This is a genomic window from Chitinophaga sp. (assembly GCF_036569185.1).
Taxonomy (GTDB): Bacteria; Bacteroidota; Bacteroidia; order Chitinophagales; family Chitinophagaceae; genus Chitinophaga.
The window spans coordinates 1-20,052 of the sequence record NZ_DATCRD010000243.1; the positions used below are offsets into that span (position 1 = coordinate 1).

Sequence of the window (20,052 nt, forward strand, 5' to 3'; positions counted from 1 at the left end):
GCTCCAGGAAAGCGCTGTAGCTGCCCGACAGTGCCCCATCAGCATGGATGTAATAATGCGGTATGGCCAGGTGTTTCAGGATGCCCCTGATCCGTTTTACATCATCCCTTGCCTCCGTCATGGTTGTACCAATATTGGCCAGCATAATCACCGGCAGATGCCTGTTCATACGGATGGTATTCTCCAGGTCGTCATAATCAATTTCACCATTGGGCAAAGTGCGGATAATGATCCCCGGCATGTTGAGCAGGTGCAGGTTTTTTTGTACACTGTAATGGGTAGCTTCTGAATAATATACCATCCCTTTGGGATATAGCTCCCGCGCGAGATACAGACCGTATAAATTGCCCTCGGAACCGCCGTTGGTCACATATCCCCACCAATTGTTCTCCGGTGCGCGGAACAGATCTGCAAAAAAGGAAACCACCTGTTTTTCCATTTCCCTGGACCCCACCGCGTAGGTAGCCGGCACAAACGGATCGCCCAGGTTATTCAGCGGGTATTGCAGGAAAGGCAGAAGGGGACTGTAATCAAAGTCTTTGGAAACAGGATAGCCCAGGAAATCCCTGGTCTGCGTTTGTACCTGCGTTAACAGTTCATTCAGTGCTGCAGCATCTGCCGCAGCCAGCCGGTACTTTTTCATAATCGTATTTTACAGGTGTATGATGCTGTAAATGTAAATAATGATAAGCTAGATGAACTAATATAATGAATGATTTAGAAAATATATACTAGATTTATCATTTTTTAAGATCAATAAAACTACCTGGCAACTGCCGGGCATCTTTTTAAAGAAAAATATAACTGCTATGGATACACTGGATAAAACGGACCGGAAAATACTGGAAGCGCTGCAGGCGGATGCCCGCCTGAATACCAAAGAAATTGCACACCGTATAGGTTTGTCCGTTACCCCCACCTACGAACGGCTGAAAAAAATAGAAAAAAGCGGGGTGATCAAAAGCTATGTTACCCTTTTGCATGGAGAGAAGGCGGGCAAAACACTGGTGGCCTTCTGTAATGTATCGCTGCAACTGCATTCACAGCCTCTCATTAAAAAATTTGAAACGGCTATTGCAAAAATGGAAGAGGTGATGGAATGTTATCATGTAGCCGGCACCTATGATTACCTATTGAAAGTGGTGGTGAATGATATGCGCAGTTACCAGTACTTCTTAACCAATAAGCTGGCAGCGATAGAAAACACAGGACAGGTACATAGTTCTTTTGTAATGACGGAGATCAAGCACACTACGGCTTTCCGGCTGTTATAGTTATCTTCTCAACACGCTAACGCCACCCAGCGGATGATCCTGTACAACTACCGTATAGGCGTTGGGGTTAATTTCCGCTTCTTCCGATAAAGGAACGGTAAAGGAAAAGCTGCTGCCGGTGCCGGGCATACTGTTAAACCAGATCTGCCCGTGGTTGCGCTCTATAAAGTCTTTGGAAAGATGCAGCCCCAGTCCGCAGCCTTTTTCATTCTGCGTACCGGTAGTAGAGTAGTAGATATTAGAGAAAATGCGGTGCTGGTTTTCCACGGGAATACCGGTGCCATTGTCTTTTACGGTGATCTCCGCCTGTTCGTTGTTGTGTGTGGCGGTGATCAGCACTTCGCCGCCGGAGGGTGTGAATTTGATGGCGTTGTTGATCAGGTTGCGCAGTACCAGCCTGATCATATCCGGGTCTGCATACACCATAATGCTGGTGTTCAGTTCATGCGTAAGCTTCACTTCTTTTTGTCTTGCCAGGGTTTGCAGTAAGTCGAATTCCCGGTTCAATAACAAGGTCACATCAAAATCATCTGCTTTCACACCGATGCCTTTCATCTGGTTGCTGGCCCATTGCAGCATATTGTCCATCATATAGGCGGTATTTTTCACGTCTCGCCACAGTTCATCAGTGTATATACGGAATTGTGCGGCATCAATCTTTTCATCTTTCAATAAAAATAACAATCCTTCCAGGATAGCCAGTGGAGAGCGGAGATCGTGGGAGATAACCGAGAATATTTTATCCTTTACCTGGTTCAGGTTTTCCAGGGTAGCATTTTGTTCCAGGATAATGCGGTTCTGCATAGATACTTCCCGGTTCTTGTTGTTCAGCTCCAGGTACAGTTCCTGCTGCTTTTTATAGAGGCGGTATACCATTACGGTAATCAGCAGTAATGCCAGGAAAAGCGCGGCGGCCGATAACACCAGCACCCTTTGCTGTTGTATGGTAGCCAGGTGCATGTGCTGTTCTTTCTTCAGCAAAATATTTTCCCGTTGCTTTTTTTCTGATTCATATTTTTCCTGGGAACGGGAGATCAGTCTTCCTTTTTCCGCGTTGAAAAAGTCGATGTTCCGTTTGCTGTATTCCTTGTAACTCTCAAAGGCTGCGGCATAGTCGTTCTGTGCAGAATCCAGCTCATAGCGGATCTTGTAATAGATCAATTCGTTCTTTACATTGCCCAGCGTGTCATTCAACAGCTTTGCCTGTTGCAGGTTTTTATCAGCGCCTTTCAGGTCGCCCTGCATAGTTTGTATTTCTGCCAGGTTCAGGCTCGATTTCACCACACCTGGCAGATTACCGGCTTCTTTGTAGTACCTGGCGGAAAGCTGGTGATAGCGCAGGGCATCATCGTACCGTTGCAGCAGCATGGCCACAATTCCCATGTTTTCGTAGGTATAAGCCAGGCTGCGGTGATCGTGCAGCTCCAGCTTTAATTTTTCTGCCTTCTCCAGGAATAGCATCGCGGAGTCGGGTACTTTAAGGGAGATATAAGCAGAGCCGATATTGTTCAGGGTTTTGGCGATTTCCGCTTTTTCGTTTCTCTGCAGCTTTATATCGAGGGATTTTTTCAGGTAAACGAGGGCGTCGCGGGGAGCGTTCAGCTCTGTAAAAATATTCCCCACATCGTTGTTCAGTACGCCCAGGGTATAAGAGTCGCCCAGCGTTTCCGCCAGTTTCAGCGCATTGAGTGTCAGCTGCATCTGCTGATCAAGATGTCCTTTGGTGTTCTCCACGAGGGCAAGATTGCGCCAGGCCCATATTTTCCCTTTGGTATAATGAAGACTATCGCTCAGCCGCAACGCTTCCGTGCCATACCTGGCGGCCGTGGGAGCGTCTATAGTGAAATAAGCCCTGGCTACCTGGTTCAGGAGGTTCACCCGGGAGGTATCGTTTTGTGAATGAGAGCGAAGTGCTGCCAACAGGCTGTCATTGACAGGCGATTGTGCTGTTACCGGAGGCGACAGCAGGATCAGAAATAATGGGATTAAAGCGCTCTTTTTCAAGGGACTGACCGGCAGCATATTTAAGTGTGTTGGCAGTGACTAGGGTGGAGCGGTTCGGGGCGGTCCACATATTATAGGTTAAAATTAAAGATAATGTGCCACGATTCAAAGCAAGTTGACAAAAAAGTAGGGCCCCGAAGGATGAATTTCATGTTATGGCCCCTATAAATCAATTAGGTTTGTATCTTTCGGCAAAGATTTATTTTCCATGAAACCACTTATTACCATAGAATATTGCCCTAAATGCGGCTGGCTGCTGCGTGCTGCTTATATGGCGCAGGAGCTTCTCACCACCTTTACAGACGACCTGGGCGGCGTAACGCTGCGCCCCAGTGAAACAGGGGGCTCCTATATCATCTGGCTTGGCGAAGAAAAGATTTTCGACCGCAAGGAAAGCGGGCATTTCCCGGAGATAAAATTCCTCAAACAACTGGTGCGGGATCATGTGAACCCGGAAAAAAGCCTGGGGCACTCGGATAGACCGTAGCGAACATCGCCTTCGGCGATACGCGGAGTTTGTCTGACTCAGGATTATGATGATTTCGATGATTAACCTGAGTTTACTTTTAGATTTTTAAAGGATTTTGGGAGATAGAAGCGAAATAGAATTATCCGCTTTTATCTCCCAAAATCCTTTAAAATCCAAATGATCAAATCCATATAATCAGCAAAATCATCATAATCCTGAGTCAGACAAACTCCGCGTCAGACAAATTTCGCTACATTTGCACCCTATGCGTAAAAACCTCCATATCACGGCTTTATCACTTTTACTGGCAATAGGCGCAAAGGCACAACAGGATAGCGTTACAACAACCCCTTCTTCTTCACGGGAAGGACTATACGACAGCGTATGGTTACGCAAACGGAGCTTCTTCCCTTTGCCGGTGCTTGGGTACTCACAGGAAAAAGGACTGGAAATCGGCGCCGCCATGCTGTATTCTTTTTATACAGATAACCGGAATCCCGACCCGGCTACCCGTAATTCCACCCTTAACCTGATCCCTGCAGTGACCACGGAAAGCCAGTTTAAGATAGATCTGAAAGCGAATATCTGGACACACAGTAATACCTGGCATTTTAAAAGCAACCTCCGCTACCATAATTACCCGCTTTATTTCTTTGGCATTGGCGATACCACCCAATATGACAATCGTTCGCTGGTAAACAACAGCCGTTATAAAGTACAGGTGGAAGGCGAACGGCGCATCAGCGGGCACTTTTATGCCGGCGCCTCCGTATTATACCAACATGATACCTACAGCAGCGGCGATGATAAAGGTATTTACACCACCATGCCGCTTACCGATAAAGATGGGGGATATGTTACTTTCCTTGGTCTCACAGGGATTTATGATAACCGCGACAATGAAAACTACGCCCGGCGCGGTTCCTGGCTGAAACTCAATCTGGCCTATGCACCTTCTTTCCTGAGTAAGCATCCGCTCTTTAAAATTGAAGCACAGGGCTCACATTTCCTGTCGCTTTCCCGTAAAAGCACACTCGGGCTCAATGGCGTTTTTAATAGTCTACAGGGAAAGCAACTACCTTTTTACCTGCTGCCCGAAATGGGGAACGACCTCATTATGCGCGGCTATTATACCGGCAGGTACCGCAACCAGAACTACCTCGCTGCCCAGGCGGAATACCGCTATCTCATAGATCCTAAAATGCGTATTCATATCTGGTTTGTGGATATCAAGCCAAAATTTGCACTGGCGGCCTTTGCCGGCACAGGTACCGTGTTTGCCAATCATGATTTCCGCTTTGGCGGATTTAAACCCAGTTATGGCGCCGGGGTCCGTTATTTCTACGACGAAAATGCAAGGCTCACTATTCGTATAGACTATGCCGTTGGAGAAAAACGTGCAGGCGAATCCAGGCAGAAGGGATTGTATCTTTCCCTGGCGGAAGCTTTCTAGTTGAATGCATGGTGATGGCTATGTGGTAATAATTTGTTAACTTTCAATAGATTAAATACCATACTCCAAAACCATTGCATTATGAAAAAACTATTCCTGCTAGGGGCAGTCGCCATGCTTTTGATTGTTACCCACAGCACCCACGCCCAGGACAATTCATCTTCTTCACATTCTAAATTTTATCTGAAAATCGCCGGTGGTTATTTCTTCAGCGTATCTCCCGGCCAGTTCCCGAATGTTGGTCCATATCCTCCGCAGGACCTGCACACAGAGTTTAGCCCAGGCCGGATGGACACCGTTAGCCGTAAAGTGCTTACCGGCTCTTATGGGGAAGGCTTCAGGGGAGGACTTTCTGTTGGTTACAATATCAATAAATATTTCGCGGTAGAAGGAACTTTTAATTATTTCCATAGCAAGAAAAACCTGATGACCCGCCAACGGGCTACAGTAGCCGGTTCTGCCAGGGAACTGGGACATGTGGAATCGCATGGGTATGTAAACGCTATCGATTTTGCACCCAGCCTCGTGGTAAGCCCGGGCCTTGAAAAAATAAACCCTTATGTGCGTTTTGGCGTTGTAGTGCCGCTATGGGGCCGTCTTTACATTGAAACAGACGCCATGCAAACCTCCAGCCCTGCCGGCATTCCCACAGGTACTGCCGTAGTAACAAACATCAGCCGGAAAGAAGAGATCAAACCCAATCCTACTATCGGTTTCCAGGGAGCGCTGGGCGTGTCTTTCAGGGTGTCGCCCCGTTTTGATGTATTTGTAGAAACAGAATACCGCAATGTGCCGGTACGCAGTAAAGAGAAAGAGATCACGGAATACAACGAAACCAACACCCTTGTAAATGCTACCACCGGCGCAGTAGTACAGGCCTTGCCGGGCCGTACCATCGGCGACCTGTCTGTAGCGGAAAAGAATACCGAATACCAGACTACGCTGGATCAGAATTCCAACACACCGGTGAACCAGCAGGGTACCAAAGTGATTTATAAAGATAACAACAGGGCTTCCAATGATCTGAAGTCGTATATCAACATCGGTGGGCTGGGATTGAATGCGGGGCTGAAATTCAGGTTGTAATACAAACCGGCGGATATGCCTGATGATGCCAGGAACTGCGCGGGAAGGAAGTAAAGTAATGATACCACACAAAAACAGGAACTCATCATTTCTATTAAAAATTAGTCCTTCAAATGCTGTTATTTAACAGCATTTGAAGGCAACCTGGCTGTTAGTTTCAAACGTATTTATCATGTCCGGAACCGGACATGATATTACCAAAAGCGGACATTTGCATCTGGAGCTGGTGTTATAATCGATTTAGAATAAAGGCTTTATTATTTCGTATTGTTTTTGTGATATCCCCTCAACAATCCTCTCCTGTATGTTAAGGAACTATCTTAAAACCGCTTTCCGGAGCCTATGGCGTAACAAGCGCTATACAGTTCTCAATATCATCGGCCTTACCCTGGGCATTACCGTTTGCCTGGTGATCTATGTAATCATTCAATACGAGCAAAGCTTTGATACATTCCATACAAAGAAAAACCGTATCTACAGGGTGCTCACGGTGTCGCCAGGGGAGAGTGGCAAGACCAATTACACACAGGCGGTACCGTTCCCTCTGCCTACTGCGTTGTCAAACGATTTTGCCGGGCTCGAGAAGGTAGCCGGCATTATACAAATGGGTAAAAAACTGGTAACATTGGAAGACGGGCGCGGCAACATTCAGAAGAAATTCAAACCATTGGTATACTTCCTGACACCATCGTTCTTTGATATATTTGATTATAAGTGGCTGGCGGGTAATAAAGCTACCGCTCTGAACGATCCTAACTCTACTGTGCTGGCGCGTTCCACGGCAGAGAAATATTTTGGCGACTGGCACAAAGCTATGGGGCAGGTCATCAAACTGGAGAAACAGACAAACCTGACAGTAACAGGCGTACTTGATGATCCACCTGAGAACACTGAATTTCAGTTTGAGATGGTGGCTACTTACGCCATGCTTAAAATAAACGAGATAAAGGATTGGACAACGATAGACGATATTCATAATTGCTATGTGCTGTTGCAGCCCGGGCAGGATGAGGCAAAGATCAATGAACAACTGATCGCTTTTTCAAAGAAATACAAAGATCCGGAGAATAAGGCTACGCATGTACTGCAATCTCTGCCCGGCGTGCATTCGGATAAACGTACAAGTAACTATATTGGTCGTGTAACTTCCGCGGAACGGATAAGGATGCTCTGGATGATCGCTATATTTATTTTGTTCGTGGCCTGTATAAATTTCATCAACCTGGCCACCGCACAGGCGGTGAACCGCGCGCGTGAAATTGGCGTGAGAAAGGTACTGGGCAGTAACCGGTGGCAGCTAAAAATACAGTTCCTTTCCGAAACAGCCATATTGGTGCTGACATCTCTTCTGCTGGGTGTTGGATTGGCATTATGTGCCCTTCCGTTCATCAGCAGGGTGATGAGCCTGCCGCTGCATCCCGGTATGCTGGCCGCCTACAACGTATATGCATTACTGTTCGCCATCTTCCTGGCGGTTACCCTGCTGGCAGGTTTCTATCCCTCTGTTATCGTGTCGGCTTTCAACCCCGTAAATGCCCTGAAAAGCAGGATCGCCGCCAGTAGAAACACCGGCGGCATTTCTCTTCGCCGAGGCCTGGTGGTTTTCCAGTTTATTATTACACAGGCGCTGATCATTAGTACGCTCATTATCCTGCAACAAATGAGGTACTTTCACAGGCAGTCCATGGGTTTTACACGGGATGCTATTGTGAATGTACCTTTCTACAACGACAGTGCAGGCAATGCGAAGATTGCTTACCTCCGCGATCAGCTGCAAAACATCAAAGGCGTACAGCAGGTGAGCTTCTCCGACGCTGCGCCGTCCAATGATGGTAACTGGTGGACAGGTTTTAAATTTGATCATCAGGCAGAGGATACCAAATTCCCGTCCGTCACACGCTGGGTGGATTATAACTTTCTCAGTACCTATGATATCAAACTCGTTGCAGGCCGCAACCTCACCCGTACAGATTCCGTATGCGAGTTCCTGGTGAACGAAACCCTGGTACAAAAGTTAGGTTTGAAGCCGGCAGACGTGCTCAATAAAGATATAGATGTGTGGAACGGGCGGATCAAAGGCCCGATCGTAGGGGTGGTTAAGGATTTTACTGCCGGTACATTGAAAGAGGCGGTAGCCCCCGTATTTATGAGCAATATAAACCGGCGTTTCAGCAATGTGGGGGTAAAATTAGCTGTAGGCAGTGATGCACCGTCTTCATTAAAGGCAATTGAAAAACTCTGGAACGACAATTTTCCTGAACAAATTTTCGAATACCAGTTCCTGGACCAGCGCATAGCGGAATATTACAGGGAGGAGCGCCAGTTGGCGCATTTATACGAGATCTTTGCTTGCATTGCCATTTTTCTCAGTTGCCTCGGTTTATACGGCCTGGCATCATTCATGGCGGTGCAACGTGTAAAAGAAGTGGGCGTGCGCAAAGTGCTGGGAGCAACGGCGGCTCATATTGTTTATCTTTTTTCGAGAGAGTTTATCATGCTCATAAGTATTGCATTTGTAATAGCCGTTCCACTGGTATGGTATTTCATGCATAGCTGGCTCAATAATTTTGTGAACCGGGTGGATATTAACTGGGGAGTGTTTGTGGCGGGCGGTATGGCCGCACTGATGATAGCGCTGATAACTGTCAGTTCGCAGGCCATCAGCGCGGCCATGATGAACCCCGTAAAAAGCCTGAAAGCAGATTAAAAAATCAGGTACCCTGATAAAACCGGGGCAAATACTTTTGATGTACGTTTTTACTTTATGCGCTTGCTTTATTGAGTAAGTCCACTGCAGCGGCATCCAGTTGCAGTTGTACGCCGTTGGTGAGCTCATGCAGCTGTTCTTTGCTGGTGGCGCTGGCAATAGGCGCCGCTATCGCGGGGCGTGTGAGCAGCCAGGCCAGCGCTATGCCGGCGGGTGTGGAATGGTATTGCGCGGCCACCTCATCGAGCGCAGCAAGAATGCGCAACCCTCTTTCATTAAGATAGCTTAACGCTTTCTGGCCCCTTGCCTTGCTCTTACCGGTATCAGCAGCATTGCGGTATTTGCCGGTAAGGAACCCGCTGGCCAGCGAATAATAGTTGATCACACCCAGATGCTCCTCTTCGCAGATCTTCGCATATTGCTTTTCATAGTTTTCCCGGTCGTACAGGTTGTATTCCGGCTGGAAGGTTTCATACCTGGGCAGGCCATGCTTCCTGCTGGCTTCCAGGCTCTCTTTCAGGCGGGCGGCGCTCATGTTGGAGGCGCCTATTGCCCTTACCTTACCGGCTTTTATCAGGGTATCATAAGCTGCCAGCGTTTCTTCCACGGGCGTGGCTTCATTGTCGTAATGTGTCTGGTAAAGGTCTATATAATCCGTTTGCAGCCGCTTCAGCGATGCTTCTGCCGCTTTAAGTATATAGGCTTTGGTTACGTTTTTACCTTCACCCATATCTGCCCCCGCCTTGGTGGCCACAATTACCTTATCGCGGTTCCCACGGTCGCGCATCCATTTACCGATAATGGTTTCAGATTCGCCGCCTGAGTTTCCCGGTACCCAGCGCGAGTATACGTCTGCCGTATCCACCAGGTTGAAGCCTGTTGCGATAAATTCGTCCAGCAGTGAAAAAGAAGTGGATTCGTTGGCCGACCAGCCGAATACATTGCCGCCAAAGGCCAGCGGGGCTACTGATAGCCCGGATTGTCCCAGTTTCCGTTTTTCCATAATAAATTTTTTTATTGATGCTTGTAACGGGCATATCCCGTATGTAATTTAATTACTTTTGTCTTTCACCGACTAATTTTTATGCCAGAACAAATGCCTGTCATTTCACGAGAAGATTTTAACTGGTTAACACAAACCTATGGAAAGGAGAGTGGTTACTCGCATATAGACACAAAGGAAAGCGTGGTACATGAAATATTTACAGATAAGGTGCTCATCGGCACCGCATTCCTGAACTGTGCTTCCTATGAGCTTTCTTTTGATGATCCTGGCCTGTGTATCAGGAAAAACAGGCTGGATAACTATAAGCTGCACGACAAAGCAGTGCTGATAGAAGATGAAATGAATGAGGAAGATGAAGAAGAGTTGTTGCTGCGATGGACCGCTCTCATGCAGGAACTGAAGATGCTGGAAAACCTGCACGGGCTTGGCAATGCGCGTGAGCCGCTTATACAGCTGTTCCTCGATATCTTTAACGAAGATGATGCAGAAGACCAGATCAGCCACCTGCCGGAAGTTGTAGTGCCTGATCCCACAGCCATCTGGGAGGAATTGTATGCGGCCTTGTCTGCTACCGGTAATGTAGCGGAATTTGAATGGCAGCAATTTTCAGAAGAAGGTATCAGCGTGTTGAATGAACTGGCGCCTTTGAAACAGGCCGGCATTACGCTGAAAGCGCCGGACCAGGCAGATTATGAAGCCATCATCGGTGCGGAAGACTTCGCAAAAGGAGTGCTTGATTTTGTAAATGAACAACTGGATGAGCATGAACTGAAAATAGTGGCCGCCGGTACCAGTCTGGATGAATACCAGTCTTTCACCTGCCTGAATATGCAGGATTTCCGCCTTGCCAATGCTTTACTGAAAATGGAAGAGCTCTGTCTTGTCTGTTTCTTCTAGTATATTAAAATCCCGTTAAAAAGAGTAATTTAATGCCTGCAAAATAATGGGATTGGATATCTTAGTAAATTGATAACGTATACCACATGAAATTATTCCGGCATTTATTTTTTGTATGGATCGCGGTGATGTTCCTGCCACAGGTGCAGGGGCAGCCGGGAATAATACATACGGATGCGGATTATATTCATGTATCTGCCGGTATTACTTTTAAAGCAACAGCGAAAACACCCCGTATCCGGGCCACGGTTACCCGGTTTAAACGCCGCCCTGTTGGTATTAACGACAGCTACGGGCATGAAAAGGTTTGCCCTGTTTTATTATCAGCTGTTACCGCCCGTTTTATTTATGTAGATAAGACCCTCAACGGGTATTATTTCAATCCTTACCTCAGTGTCCCCACACCGCTAAGAAGCTGGAGAGGCCCGCCTGCAGCCTGATAACCCGTTTACATTTTATTTGTTTCATTTTCTTTTTTAGCGATTTATGAACTTACATACGATCGCGAAGAAGGGGTGTTGGTGGTTGCTATGTATTTTTCCCTTCACATCCTTGTTCGCACAATCTGCAGCGGATAGCTTTTCGCTGCAGCGGGCCATTGCGCTTACCCTTGCGCATTACCCCGCCATCAAGGCCAAACAGGCGCAGGTAAATGCCGGCCAGGCTAGCCTAACCGATATTAAACATAACTGGTACCCGGCCATAAAATTGCACGAGCAGGCAGATGCCGGGACAGACAACAGTATATATGGCTCTTACTTCACCATGGGTATGATCCCTTCTACCTCCGGCGGGATCCGCGATGCCAACAACAATGCGCTCATGAGCGGTAATATTGCCATGGCAGCCATGCAATGGGAGATATATAATTTTGGCGCCTATGGCAGCGAACAGAAAGAAGCTGCACAGTCGCTGAAAGTACAGCAAACAGACCTGGACAACACCGCCAACCAGCTTACCGTATCCGTTATTCAAAACTACCTGGAACTGCTGCGGCTGTATGCATTGCAGCAGATAGCAACGGACAATATTCGTCGTAATGCGGAAGTGCTGAAAGCCGTTACTGCCACGGTATTGCATGGGCTCAAGCCCGGAGTGGACAGTGCTATTGCCGCTGCGGAACTGTCGAAGGCAAGACTTAACCTGATCGATATAAAAAACAGCTATAACCAGGCGCGCATCCAGCTGAGCGTTTTCACCGGACTGGATACCATGCAGATACAACCCGATACCATCAATAACCATCGCCTGATGGCGCTGCTGGGCAATGAGGCACCGGACAGTTCAGCGGCCCATCCCATGCTGGCCTACTATAATGCCGTATACCAGCAACAACGTGCAGCCGCCGACGTTATACGCAAATCCCGGCTGCCGAAGATAAACCTCATGGCAGCAGGATGGATGCGCGGCTCCAGCGGATCATTCAATGATGTATATGACAAGAACCTGTGGAGCGGACTGGGTTACAGCCGGTACAACTATTTACTCGGCCTGGGCATTACGTATAATCTTACAGATCTGAAACGCACCCATGAAAAAGTAGCCGTACAGCAGTATCGTTCGGAGGTGGCGGAACAACAGCTGGAAACCACCCGTACTACGCTGAGTGGACTGCTGCAACAGGCGCGGTCGGATATACAAGCTTCCCGGGATAAGTTAAAGGAATTACCTCTGCAACTGGCCGCCGCCAGGGCTGCAGCCAGGCAAAAGATGGCGCTGTATAAAGGCGGGCTTACCAATATCATTGACGTCACCACCGCATTGTTTGTGCTGAACCGTGCGGAAACAGACCTGGTGCAGACCCGTGATGCCGCCTGGAAAGCGCTGTTCCGTGCGGCTTACGCCGGTAATACTATTTCACAACTTTTACCTGATCTGAACTAAACGCTATTCATTATGTCATTTGTATCTTCGGCACTGAAGAAGCCCATCGCGGTGGTGGTGATCACCGGCGGATTGCTGCTTTTTTCATTGCTGTCCATATTCAGTATACCCATCGATATCTTCCCGAAATTAAACCTGCCCACTATCTATGTGATAGAGCCATACGGGGGAATGTCGCCCCGGCAAATGGAAGGGTTCTTTGCCACGCGGCTGCAGGACCAGTTCCTCTATGTGAACGGCGTAAAAACTATTTCTACAAAAAACATACAGGGGTTAACGTTATTAAAGCTCACTTTTTATGAAAATACAGACATGGCGGAAGCCTCTGCCCAGGTAGCATTACAGGTGAACAGAGCGATGAAGTTCTTCCCGCCCGGCGCCCTGCCGCCACAGGTAATGCGTTTTGATGCATCGTCGCTGCCGGTAGGAGAACTGGTATTCAGCAGCCCGAAAAAATCGCTGAAGGAAATATACGACCTGGCGGCCACCCGTATCCGGCCAATGTTTGCCTCGGTGCCGGGTTTGTCTGCCCCGCCGCCTTTTGGCGCCAATTCCCGGTCGGTAGTAGTGAATGTGGACCCGCAGAAACTACGCAGCTTCAATCTCAGTGCAGATGAAGTAGTGGAAGCCATCGCAAAAAATAATGTGATGACGCCTTCGGGGAATATCCGTATCAACAACACCATGTTCGTCACCACCATCAACTCCCTCGAAAAACAGGTGGCTGATTTTGGCGACATTCCTATCGTGACCAATGGCAATAACAATGTGTTTGTGCGGGATGTGGCAAGAGTAGCCGATGCTACGGACGTAACCGTGGACTACGCACTGGTAAATGGTAAACGTTCCGTATATATTCCCGTTGTAAAAACAGCCGACGCCTCTACCTGGGATGTGGTGAAAACGCTGAAGTCAAAGATCCCGGAAATGCAAAGCCTGCTGCCGGATGATGTAAGCGTATCCTACGAATTTGACCAGTCGGTGTTTGTGATCAATGCCGTGAAAAGCCTTATTACCGAAGGCGCATTGGGCGCACTGCTTACAGGCCTGATGGTATTGCTGTTCCTGCGCGACCTGCGCAGCTGTCTCGTGGTAGTGGTCACCATCCCCGTGGCGGTGCTATGCGCGGTAATGGGATTGAAACTGGCCGGGCAAACCATTAATATCATGACGTTGAGCGGCCTCGCACTGGCCATCGGTATCCTGGTAGACCAGGCAACGGTGACCATCGAAAATATCCATCAGCACCTGGAAATGGGCAAGTCCAAACGCCAGGCGATTTATGACGCCTGTGAGGAAATCGCCTTCCCGCTGCTGCTGATCCTGCTATGTATCCTGGCAGTGTTTGCCCCATCGTTTATTATGACCGGCGTACCGCGTGCCATGTTCCTGCCACTGTCGCTTTCTATCGGATTTGCCATGGTGGCGTCTTATTTCGCCGCGCAAACGCTGGTACCGGTAATTGCCAACTGGTGGCTGAAGGCAGATAAATACCAGCATCATGCGCACGCTGTGCTGGCGCTGGATGCGGAAGAAATAAAAGAGGTAAACGATCACTTACAGCAAGCAGCACAACATCCCGGAAAAGCCAGCGGCTTTGAACGCTTCAAATCAGGCTTTATGCGGATCCTGGAAGGCGGCATGAACAAATCGCGTTTAGTCGTTACCGTTTATATCACCGGTTCCCTGCTGCTGGCCGGCGCCTGCTATATATGGATAGGGAAGGACCTTATGCCTCATATCAACGCAGGCCAGTTCCAGCTTCGTTTACGCATGCCCGATGGTACCCGCCTGGAACGCACGGAAACCGCTTTGCATGATGTATTGGCCATAGTAGACAGCACTGTGAACGGGCATGTGGCCATCAGTTCCGCTTATGTGGGATTGATCCCCAGCAGCTACGGTACCAGTAATCTCTATATTTTCAACAGCGGTACCCATGAAGCGGTACTGCAGGTGAACCTGGAAGAAGATTACAAAGTGGATATTGAAAAGTTGAAAGACCAGCTCAGGGAAAACATCACGGCAAAAATACCGGAGATACGGTTGTCATTTGAACCGATAGATCTCACGGAAAAAATTATGAGCCAGGGCGCGGCCACGCCAATAGAGGTAAGGGTAGCAGGGAAAGATATGCAGCAGATCTCCGGGTATGCGCAACAACTGGTGCAGCGCCTCAGCAATATTCCTTTCCTGAGGGATGTGCAGATAGCGCAGCCACTGCATTTCCCGGTGATCAGTATTCATATCGACCGGCTGAAGCTGGCGCAGATGGGACTGAATATCTACCAGGTAGCTCGCTCTGTTACCGCCTCCACTTCGTCCAGTCGCTTCACGGAAAAAAATCAATGGCTGGATGAAAAGGTAGCATACACTTACCAGGTACAGGTACAGGTGCCGGAATATAATATGACAGCCCTGAACGACCTGAAAGAAATACCGCTTGTAAAAGGCCAGCCACGGCCGGTGCTGGCAGATGTAGCTACGTTTACCCAAACAGAAATGCCGGGTGAATACGACCGTTCCGGTCCGCGTAGGTTCGTTACCGTTAGTGCCAATATAACAGGTAAGGATCTCGGTGCTGCTACCGCTGCAGTACAACAGGCCATTAAGGAAACCGGCGCCCCGCCAAAAGGATTGATCACAGAACTGAAAGGCGCTTCCAGCTTACTGGTGGAAACATTGAACAGCCTGCAGAACGGGCTGATGATTGCGGTAGTGGTGATCTTCCTGTTGCTGGCGGCCAATTACCAGTCGTTTAAATTATCGCTTGTAGTGCTCACTACTATCCCCGCGGTGATTGCCGGTGCGCTGATCGCGCTGTTGCTCACCGGGGCTACGCTTAACCTGCAATCCTATATGGGCATGATCATGTCTACCGGTGTATCGGTAGCCAATGCGATCCTCATTGTCACCAATGCGGAAAAGCTGAGAATGGAATACCGCGATGCGCGAAAAGCAGCCGTGGTGAGCGCGGGAGTAAGACTACGCCCCATCCTGATGACCAGCCTGGCGATGATTGCCGGTATGATCCCCATGGCCAGTGGCCTAGGTGAAGCGGGCGATCAGACCGCCCCGCTGGGCCGCGCCGTGATCGGCGGACTGATTGCCTCTACACTTGCGGCCCTGCTCATATTACCACAGGTGTATGCGCTGATGCAAAAGAAAGAAGGGTATCAGTCGCCCTCCTTAATGCCAGACAATACGAATGCTTAAAATTAAATACAACATCATGAAACAATACAGATATTACCTGTTCACAGCCGCTGTTATCACGTTGATGGCAGCATGTAACTCAGCGGCTATGACAGACAAAAAGAAAACCGGTAAAGATGAACCTCATTATCTCCTGGCCAGGGTGGTACAACGCCCGCTGGAAGGAAACATCCGCCTGCCGGGCACTTTAACCGCCTTCCAGAAAGTTAGTATTTACCCGCGGATCAACGGTTTTGTGAAAAGTATCTCGGTGGATCGTGGCTCCAAAGTAAAAAAAGGGCAGGTACTATTGGTGCTGGAAGCTCCTGAGGTAACGCAGCATTATTATGCGGCGCAATCCAAATACCTGCAGGCCGCCGCCATGTTCGCTTCCAGTAAAGATAACTATGAGCGTACCGTGGCCACCAGTGAAGAACCAGGTACTATTTCCCCGCACGACCTGGAGCTGGCAAAAGCCCGTATGCTGGCCGACAGCGCGCTCATGAACAGTGAACAGGCCAACTTCCGCGCGCAGGAAGTAAATAAAAGTTACTTAACAGTAACCGCTCCCTTCGATGGGGTGATCACCGAACGTAACATTCATCCCGGTGCATTGGTAGGGCCCGATACAAAGGTGGATGATAAGCCCATGTTGATGCTGGAACAGGAAGACAAGCTGAGGCTGGTATTACAGGTACCGGAAATTTACAGCGCGCAGCTGGGAGATCAGTCGCGGATCAGCTTCGGGGTGAATGCCATACCGGGTGAGCGCTTTGAAGGAACCATCGCCAGGCAGGCCGGTACATTGGACGACCGGTACCGTTCTGAAGCTGTGGAAATTGATGTACAGAATGCGAAAAGGTTACTCAAGGCAGGCATGTACACAGAAGTGGTGCTGCCTCTGAAAGGCTCCGCACAGGCGCTGCTGGTACCAGCCAGTGCCATTGTAAGATCTACCGAAAGGAAGTATGTGGTAGCGGTAAGAGATCATCATACAAAATGGGTGGATGTAGAAGAAGGGAATCACCATAACGATTCAACAGAAGTGTTTGGCCGCCTGCAGGCAGATGAGCGTGTGATTGCACCGGCAACGGATGAGATCAAAGAAGGTATCGAGGTTCCCTGATGCAGGCGGTTCCGGCGTTTTTTTTGCAGCCGTTATTTAAAATCATGACTTATGACGATCAAAAAAAGTACTGCTGAAAAACGTGAGCTGAAAGAAATAAAGCGTAAGAATGAAGCCCTGGCCCCCGCCAAAGGCGGCGCCAAAAAAGAAAGGAACGACGACCGGAACAATGTATTGGAAGGATACGATGAAGATGAATATGATCAGAAAGATATGGCTGACAGCAAGCGTAAAAAGAAAAGTTGAGAAATGACTGCCGTCCCGAAGAGTCGGGACGGCTTTTCTGCTAACTGTTCCGTCTATATTGATTCTCTTATGTTCCTATTAAAAAAAGAGAACAAATAACATCCACCTAGTAATCAATAACGGATTTTACCTGTTGTTCAACTAAAAAAAATTTTAAAGAAGGCAATGGGAAACCTGCACGTATTTACGTGAAGTGTTTCAATAGGATAAAATGGTTTTTGGATTTTTTTTCGATGCACCTGGTATTCATAGCGGGTTAACGCTATGCGGATGATGGCTGCTAACTTTCTTTATTATTCTCTCCTTAAGTTTTACCCTAAATAGATCCTTTTAATGCGCATCTGAAGTAATAACACGAAACGATTTAAAATTGTTCTGGAAAAAAATCTTTTTAAAAATTAAAAAGTTCGCGGATGCCAAGTGCAAACATCTGAACGCCGATAACAGCAAGGATAAGTCCCATCATTTTTGTAATGACCATCATTACATTGGTGCCGATAATTTTTACAATGCGTTCACCTGCAATAAAGAGGAGATAGGTGATATAACATATAAGTGCATAAATGCCTATTACAACAGCGAGATGTGTAAGGTCTTTTGCAGCAGAATAGCTCATAGAGGTGGTGATTGCGCCAGGGCCTGCCAGCAAAGGCATTGCCAGTGGGGTGATAGCTACGCTGATACCCTGGTCTGCTTTAACCGGTTGAGTGCCGAGTTTGGGATTCTCATTTTTATTTTCTTTTTCTCCACGCACCATTTCATACCCGATCACAAAAACCAGGATACCGCCGGTAACGCGCAGCGCAGCCAGTGTGATCCCAAAAACATGGAATATGAGTTTACCCGCCACACTGAAAACAAGGATAATACAAAAGGCAATGATAACTGATTTCGTGGCAATATTCCGCTTGGCTTTTTTATCCATGTTGGAAGTCAGCTCCATAAAAACAGGGATGGCCGATATAGGATTTACAATTGCCAGTAAGCCCATGAATACGGTCGTCGCAAATGCGATATAATTATCAAATAATGCCATCATATCAGCAATATAATAAATTTTATTTACCGGTCAACCCGGGGATCAGGAACGTAAACGGGGTAGCTGCCAGTTATGCCGGAGACTTACCAGCCTGACAACCACTATAACGGTAACGGCTATACCCTGCGCTATATCTCCGGAAATGCCGGTAAAATGACCGGCCACCAGGTACAGGATGCCCCCCGCAATAGAAGCGGCGGCGTATATTTCCCGCGTGAAAAGAATAGGCTGTTCTCCTGTGATCACATCGCGAAGCAAACCGCCAAAGGTGCCGGTGATCACGCCCAGCGCCACGCATACCGGCAGGGGAATCCCCGCCGCCAATCCCTTGTTGATGCCGGTAATGGTAAACAGGCCAAGTCCTATTGCATCAAATGTACTGAGCAAACGGGTGAGCTTTTTTACATAGGAGAAAAATAAGGCCGCAATAATGGCCGCAGCTATAATGGCAGTATTGCTTAACTCGTCAGTCATCCAGGCTACCGGCGTGGCGCCGATCAGCAGGTCACGGATCGTTCCGCCGCCAATCGCCGTTATAAAGGCCAGCGCCAGTAACCCGATCACATCATAGGATTTGTTGATAGCTGCTGTAGCTCCCGAAACAGCAAATGCAAAAGTGCCCAGTAATTCCAATACCTGGATGAAGGTAAGCTGCATGCTCCTTGTCTGATTTGTAGACTAAGGTAAGGATACTTTATATGACTGTTGCAGGAGTAGAACAATTAATAATCATCTTCAAGAGCCGACTCCCCCCGGAGCGTGCGCTCTATCTGGTTACGGAGGCCATGACTGAATCCTTCCACCTCAATTTTAGGATGATGGTCCAGGTAGATAAGAAAACGGCCGGTTTCTTTCGCTACCAGGTCGTATATGTCTTCCAGTAATGCATAAAGCAACTTGCGGGTGGTTTCCGCTATCTGCGCAAGCGGTGAATCTTCTAAATGCCGGTATTCACGGTTTTTATAAGATAAGGTAATCTGAATCATAACTGATGGTTTTTCTGCAGGATTTAGGATTACCGGTTAATATATATTTAACCGGTTGGTTTTCATTATTTAATTATTAATTCTGACATAAAAATAGAAAAAAAGAAATTGTTTTTTTCATACTAAAGGGTGATTTTTTATCCAGTAACGCTACCGTCCTTATATTGTTCATTCTTTTTCTATTATAATTTGGCTACCATTGCAAATTATTCTTACATAATGAAGAAACTTACGCTACTCATTGTTTTTATTGCGCTGTATTACCTGCCCACGCAGGCGCAGCCCGGGAAGGGCATTCGGTGGAGCCTCGACGGAAAGTCCTATTTTAAAGCCACTCCCGCCGGTATTGAATCTTTCCCTTTGTCAGGTGAACAATCTTCCCTTAAAATTCCTGCAGCCGCCTATAATGGCCTTGCTTTAAAGGATTTTTATTTTTCGGGAGATGAAAAGAAAGTATTGCTTTACACCAATGCAAAAAAAGTATGGCGCTACGAAACCCGCGGTGATTACTGGTTGCTGGACATTGCCACCGGTAAGCTCCGGCAGCTGGGGAAAGATAAACCTGCTTCCTCCCTTATGTTTGCCAAACTATCGCCCGATGGTACCAAAGCCGCCTATGTAAGCGGGCATAACATCTTCGTGGAAGACCTGTCTACCGGCGCTATCACCCCCATCACCAC

Annotated in this window: 18 protein-coding genes; 12 read left to right on the forward strand and 6 right to left on the reverse strand. The window is 47.9% G+C overall.

The features are described from left to right. The coding region (locus VIM72_RS18495; RefSeq protein ID WP_332004309.1) for a pyridoxal-dependent decarboxylase at nucleotides 1–643 on the reverse strand (643 nt) is incomplete at its 3' end. 166 nt (nucleotides 644–809) lie between these two features. Between VIM72_RS18495 and VIM72_RS18500 the strand changes: the two genes are divergently transcribed. Next, complete coding sequence (locus VIM72_RS18500; RefSeq protein WP_332004310.1) at nucleotides 810–1,274, forward strand: Lrp/AsnC family transcriptional regulator; 465 nt, start codon at nucleotides 810–812, stop codon at nucleotides 1,272–1,274. Here the strand turns inward: VIM72_RS18500 and VIM72_RS18505 are convergent, their stop codons facing one another. Beyond that, complete coding sequence (locus VIM72_RS18505; RefSeq protein ID WP_332004311.1) at nucleotides 1,275–3,278, reverse strand: tetratricopeptide repeat-containing sensor histidine kinase; 2,004 nt, start codon at nucleotides 3,276–3,278, stop codon at nucleotides 1,275–1,277. Nucleotides 3,279–3,486: 208 nt separating this feature from the next. On the opposite strand from VIM72_RS18505, the gene VIM72_RS18510 reads away from it, so the two are divergent. The 4 genes from VIM72_RS18510 (at nucleotide 3,487) to VIM72_RS18525 (ending at nucleotide 8,993) form a co-directional block, all read left to right on the forward strand. After that, nucleotides 3,487–3,765 carry a SelT/SelW/SelH family protein gene (locus VIM72_RS18510; protein WP_325637954.1) on the forward strand — a complete coding sequence of 93 codons (279 nt, stop codon included), beginning with the start codon at nucleotides 3,487–3,489 and terminating at the stop codon, nucleotides 3,763–3,765. Between the two features lie 247 nt (nucleotides 3,766–4,012). Continuing rightward, nucleotides 4,013–5,200 carry a BamA/TamA family outer membrane protein gene (locus VIM72_RS18515; protein ID WP_332004312.1) on the forward strand — a complete coding sequence of 396 codons (1,188 nt, stop codon included), beginning with the start codon at nucleotides 4,013–4,015 and terminating at the stop codon, nucleotides 5,198–5,200. Nucleotides 5,201–5,281: 81 nt separating this feature from the next. Continuing rightward, entirely contained in the window at nucleotides 5,282–6,286 is a 1,005-nt protein-coding gene (locus tag VIM72_RS18520; RefSeq protein ID WP_332004313.1) for an outer membrane beta-barrel protein, read from the forward strand. A gap of 304 nt (nucleotides 6,287–6,590) precedes the next feature. After that, entirely contained in the window at nucleotides 6,591–8,993 is a 2,403-nt protein-coding gene (locus VIM72_RS18525; protein ID WP_332004314.1) for an ABC transporter permease, read from the forward strand. Nucleotides 8,994–9,048: 55 nt separating this feature from the next. On the opposite strand, the gene VIM72_RS18530 is transcribed toward VIM72_RS18525, so the two are convergent. Next, nucleotides 9,049–9,996, reverse strand: a complete 948-nt coding sequence (locus VIM72_RS18530) for an aldo/keto reductase (RefSeq protein ID WP_332004315.1) — start codon at nucleotides 9,994–9,996, stop codon at nucleotides 9,049–9,051. Nucleotides 9,997–10,089: 93 nt separating this feature from the next. On the opposite strand from VIM72_RS18530, the gene VIM72_RS18535 reads away from it, so the two are divergent. From VIM72_RS18535 to VIM72_RS18560, 6 genes are all read left to right on the forward strand, one after another. Next, complete coding sequence (locus VIM72_RS18535) at nucleotides 10,090–10,896, forward strand: DUF6630 family protein (protein WP_332004316.1); 807 nt, start codon at nucleotides 10,090–10,092, stop codon at nucleotides 10,894–10,896. 86 nt (nucleotides 10,897–10,982) lie between these two features. Then, nucleotides 10,983–11,336: a hypothetical protein gene (locus VIM72_RS18540; protein ID WP_332004317.1), complete on the forward strand. Its 354-nt coding sequence runs from the start codon at nucleotides 10,983–10,985 to the stop codon at nucleotides 11,334–11,336. Nucleotides 11,337–11,448: 112 nt separating this feature from the next. Beyond that, entirely contained in the window at nucleotides 11,449–12,780 is a 1,332-nt protein-coding gene (locus VIM72_RS18545) for a TolC family protein (RefSeq protein WP_332004318.1), read from the forward strand. Between the two features lie 12 nt (nucleotides 12,781–12,792). Then, nucleotides 12,793–15,996: an efflux RND transporter permease subunit gene (locus tag VIM72_RS18550; RefSeq protein ID WP_332004319.1), complete on the forward strand. Its 3,204-nt coding sequence runs from the start codon at nucleotides 12,793–12,795 to the stop codon at nucleotides 15,994–15,996. A gap of 16 nt (nucleotides 15,997–16,012) precedes the next feature. After that, complete coding sequence (locus tag VIM72_RS18555) at nucleotides 16,013–17,101, forward strand: efflux RND transporter periplasmic adaptor subunit (protein ID WP_332004320.1); 1,089 nt, start codon at nucleotides 16,013–16,015, stop codon at nucleotides 17,099–17,101. A gap of 51 nt (nucleotides 17,102–17,152) precedes the next feature. Then, complete coding sequence (locus VIM72_RS18560) at nucleotides 17,153–17,347, forward strand: hypothetical protein (RefSeq protein WP_332004321.1); 195 nt, start codon at nucleotides 17,153–17,155, stop codon at nucleotides 17,345–17,347. Nucleotides 17,348–17,738: 391 nt separating this feature from the next. Here the strand turns inward: VIM72_RS18560 and VIM72_RS18565 are convergent, their stop codons facing one another. The 3 genes from VIM72_RS18565 to VIM72_RS18575 form a co-directional block, all read right to left on the reverse strand. Then, nucleotides 17,739–18,386, reverse strand: a complete 648-nt coding sequence (locus tag VIM72_RS18565) for a MarC family protein (protein ID WP_332004322.1) — start codon at nucleotides 18,384–18,386, stop codon at nucleotides 17,739–17,741. 42 nt (nucleotides 18,387–18,428) lie between these two features. Next, nucleotides 18,429–19,043 carry a trimeric intracellular cation channel family protein gene (locus tag VIM72_RS18570; RefSeq protein WP_332004323.1) on the reverse strand — a complete coding sequence of 205 codons (615 nt, stop codon included), beginning with the start codon at nucleotides 19,041–19,043 and terminating at the stop codon, nucleotides 18,429–18,431. A gap of 65 nt (nucleotides 19,044–19,108) precedes the next feature. Then, complete coding sequence (locus VIM72_RS18575; protein WP_332004324.1) at nucleotides 19,109–19,372, reverse strand: hypothetical protein; 264 nt, start codon at nucleotides 19,370–19,372, stop codon at nucleotides 19,109–19,111. A 219-nt stretch (nucleotides 19,373–19,591) separates the two neighbouring features. On the opposite strand from VIM72_RS18575, the gene VIM72_RS18580 reads away from it, so the two are divergent. Continuing rightward, nucleotides 19,592–20,052 (forward strand): DPP IV N-terminal domain-containing protein (locus VIM72_RS18580; RefSeq protein ID WP_332004325.1); only part of this gene is annotated, 461 nt, incomplete at its 3' end.

Coding starts and splice junctions, on each gene's coding strand:
- VIM72_RS18555 (WP_332004320.1), top strand. CDS start 16,013: ATGAAACAATACAGATATTACCTGTTCACAGCCGCTGTTATCACGTTG.
- VIM72_RS18560 (WP_332004321.1), top strand. CDS start 17,153: ATGACGATCAAAAAAAGTACTGCTGAAAAACGTGAGCTGAAAGAAATA.
- VIM72_RS18570 (WP_332004323.1), bottom strand. CDS start 19,043: ATGCAGCTTACCTTCATCCAGGTATTGGAATTACTGGGCACTTTTGCA.
- VIM72_RS18535 (WP_332004316.1), top strand. CDS start 10,090: ATGCCTGTCATTTCACGAGAAGATTTTAACTGGTTAACACAAACCTAT.
- VIM72_RS18550 (WP_332004319.1), top strand. CDS start 12,793: ATGTCATTTGTATCTTCGGCACTGAAGAAGCCCATCGCGGTGGTGGTG.
- VIM72_RS18500 (WP_332004310.1), top strand. CDS start 810: ATGGATACACTGGATAAAACGGACCGGAAAATACTGGAAGCGCTGCAG.
- VIM72_RS18540 (WP_332004317.1), top strand. CDS start 10,983: ATGAAATTATTCCGGCATTTATTTTTTGTATGGATCGCGGTGATGTTC.
- VIM72_RS18520 (WP_332004313.1), top strand. CDS start 5,282: ATGAAAAAACTATTCCTGCTAGGGGCAGTCGCCATGCTTTTGATTGTT.
- VIM72_RS18510 (WP_325637954.1), top strand. CDS start 3,487: ATGAAACCACTTATTACCATAGAATATTGCCCTAAATGCGGCTGGCTG.
- VIM72_RS18515 (WP_332004312.1), top strand. CDS start 4,013: ATGCGTAAAAACCTCCATATCACGGCTTTATCACTTTTACTGGCAATA.
- VIM72_RS18525 (WP_332004314.1), top strand. CDS start 6,591: ATGTTAAGGAACTATCTTAAAACCGCTTTCCGGAGCCTATGGCGTAAC.
- VIM72_RS18530 (WP_332004315.1), bottom strand. CDS start 9,996: ATGGAAAAACGGAAACTGGGACAATCCGGGCTATCAGTAGCCCCGCTG.
- VIM72_RS18565 (WP_332004322.1), bottom strand. CDS start 18,386: ATGATGGCATTATTTGATAATTATATCGCATTTGCGACGACCGTATTC.
- VIM72_RS18575 (WP_332004324.1), bottom strand. CDS start 19,372: ATGATTCAGATTACCTTATCTTATAAAAACCGTGAATACCGGCATTTA.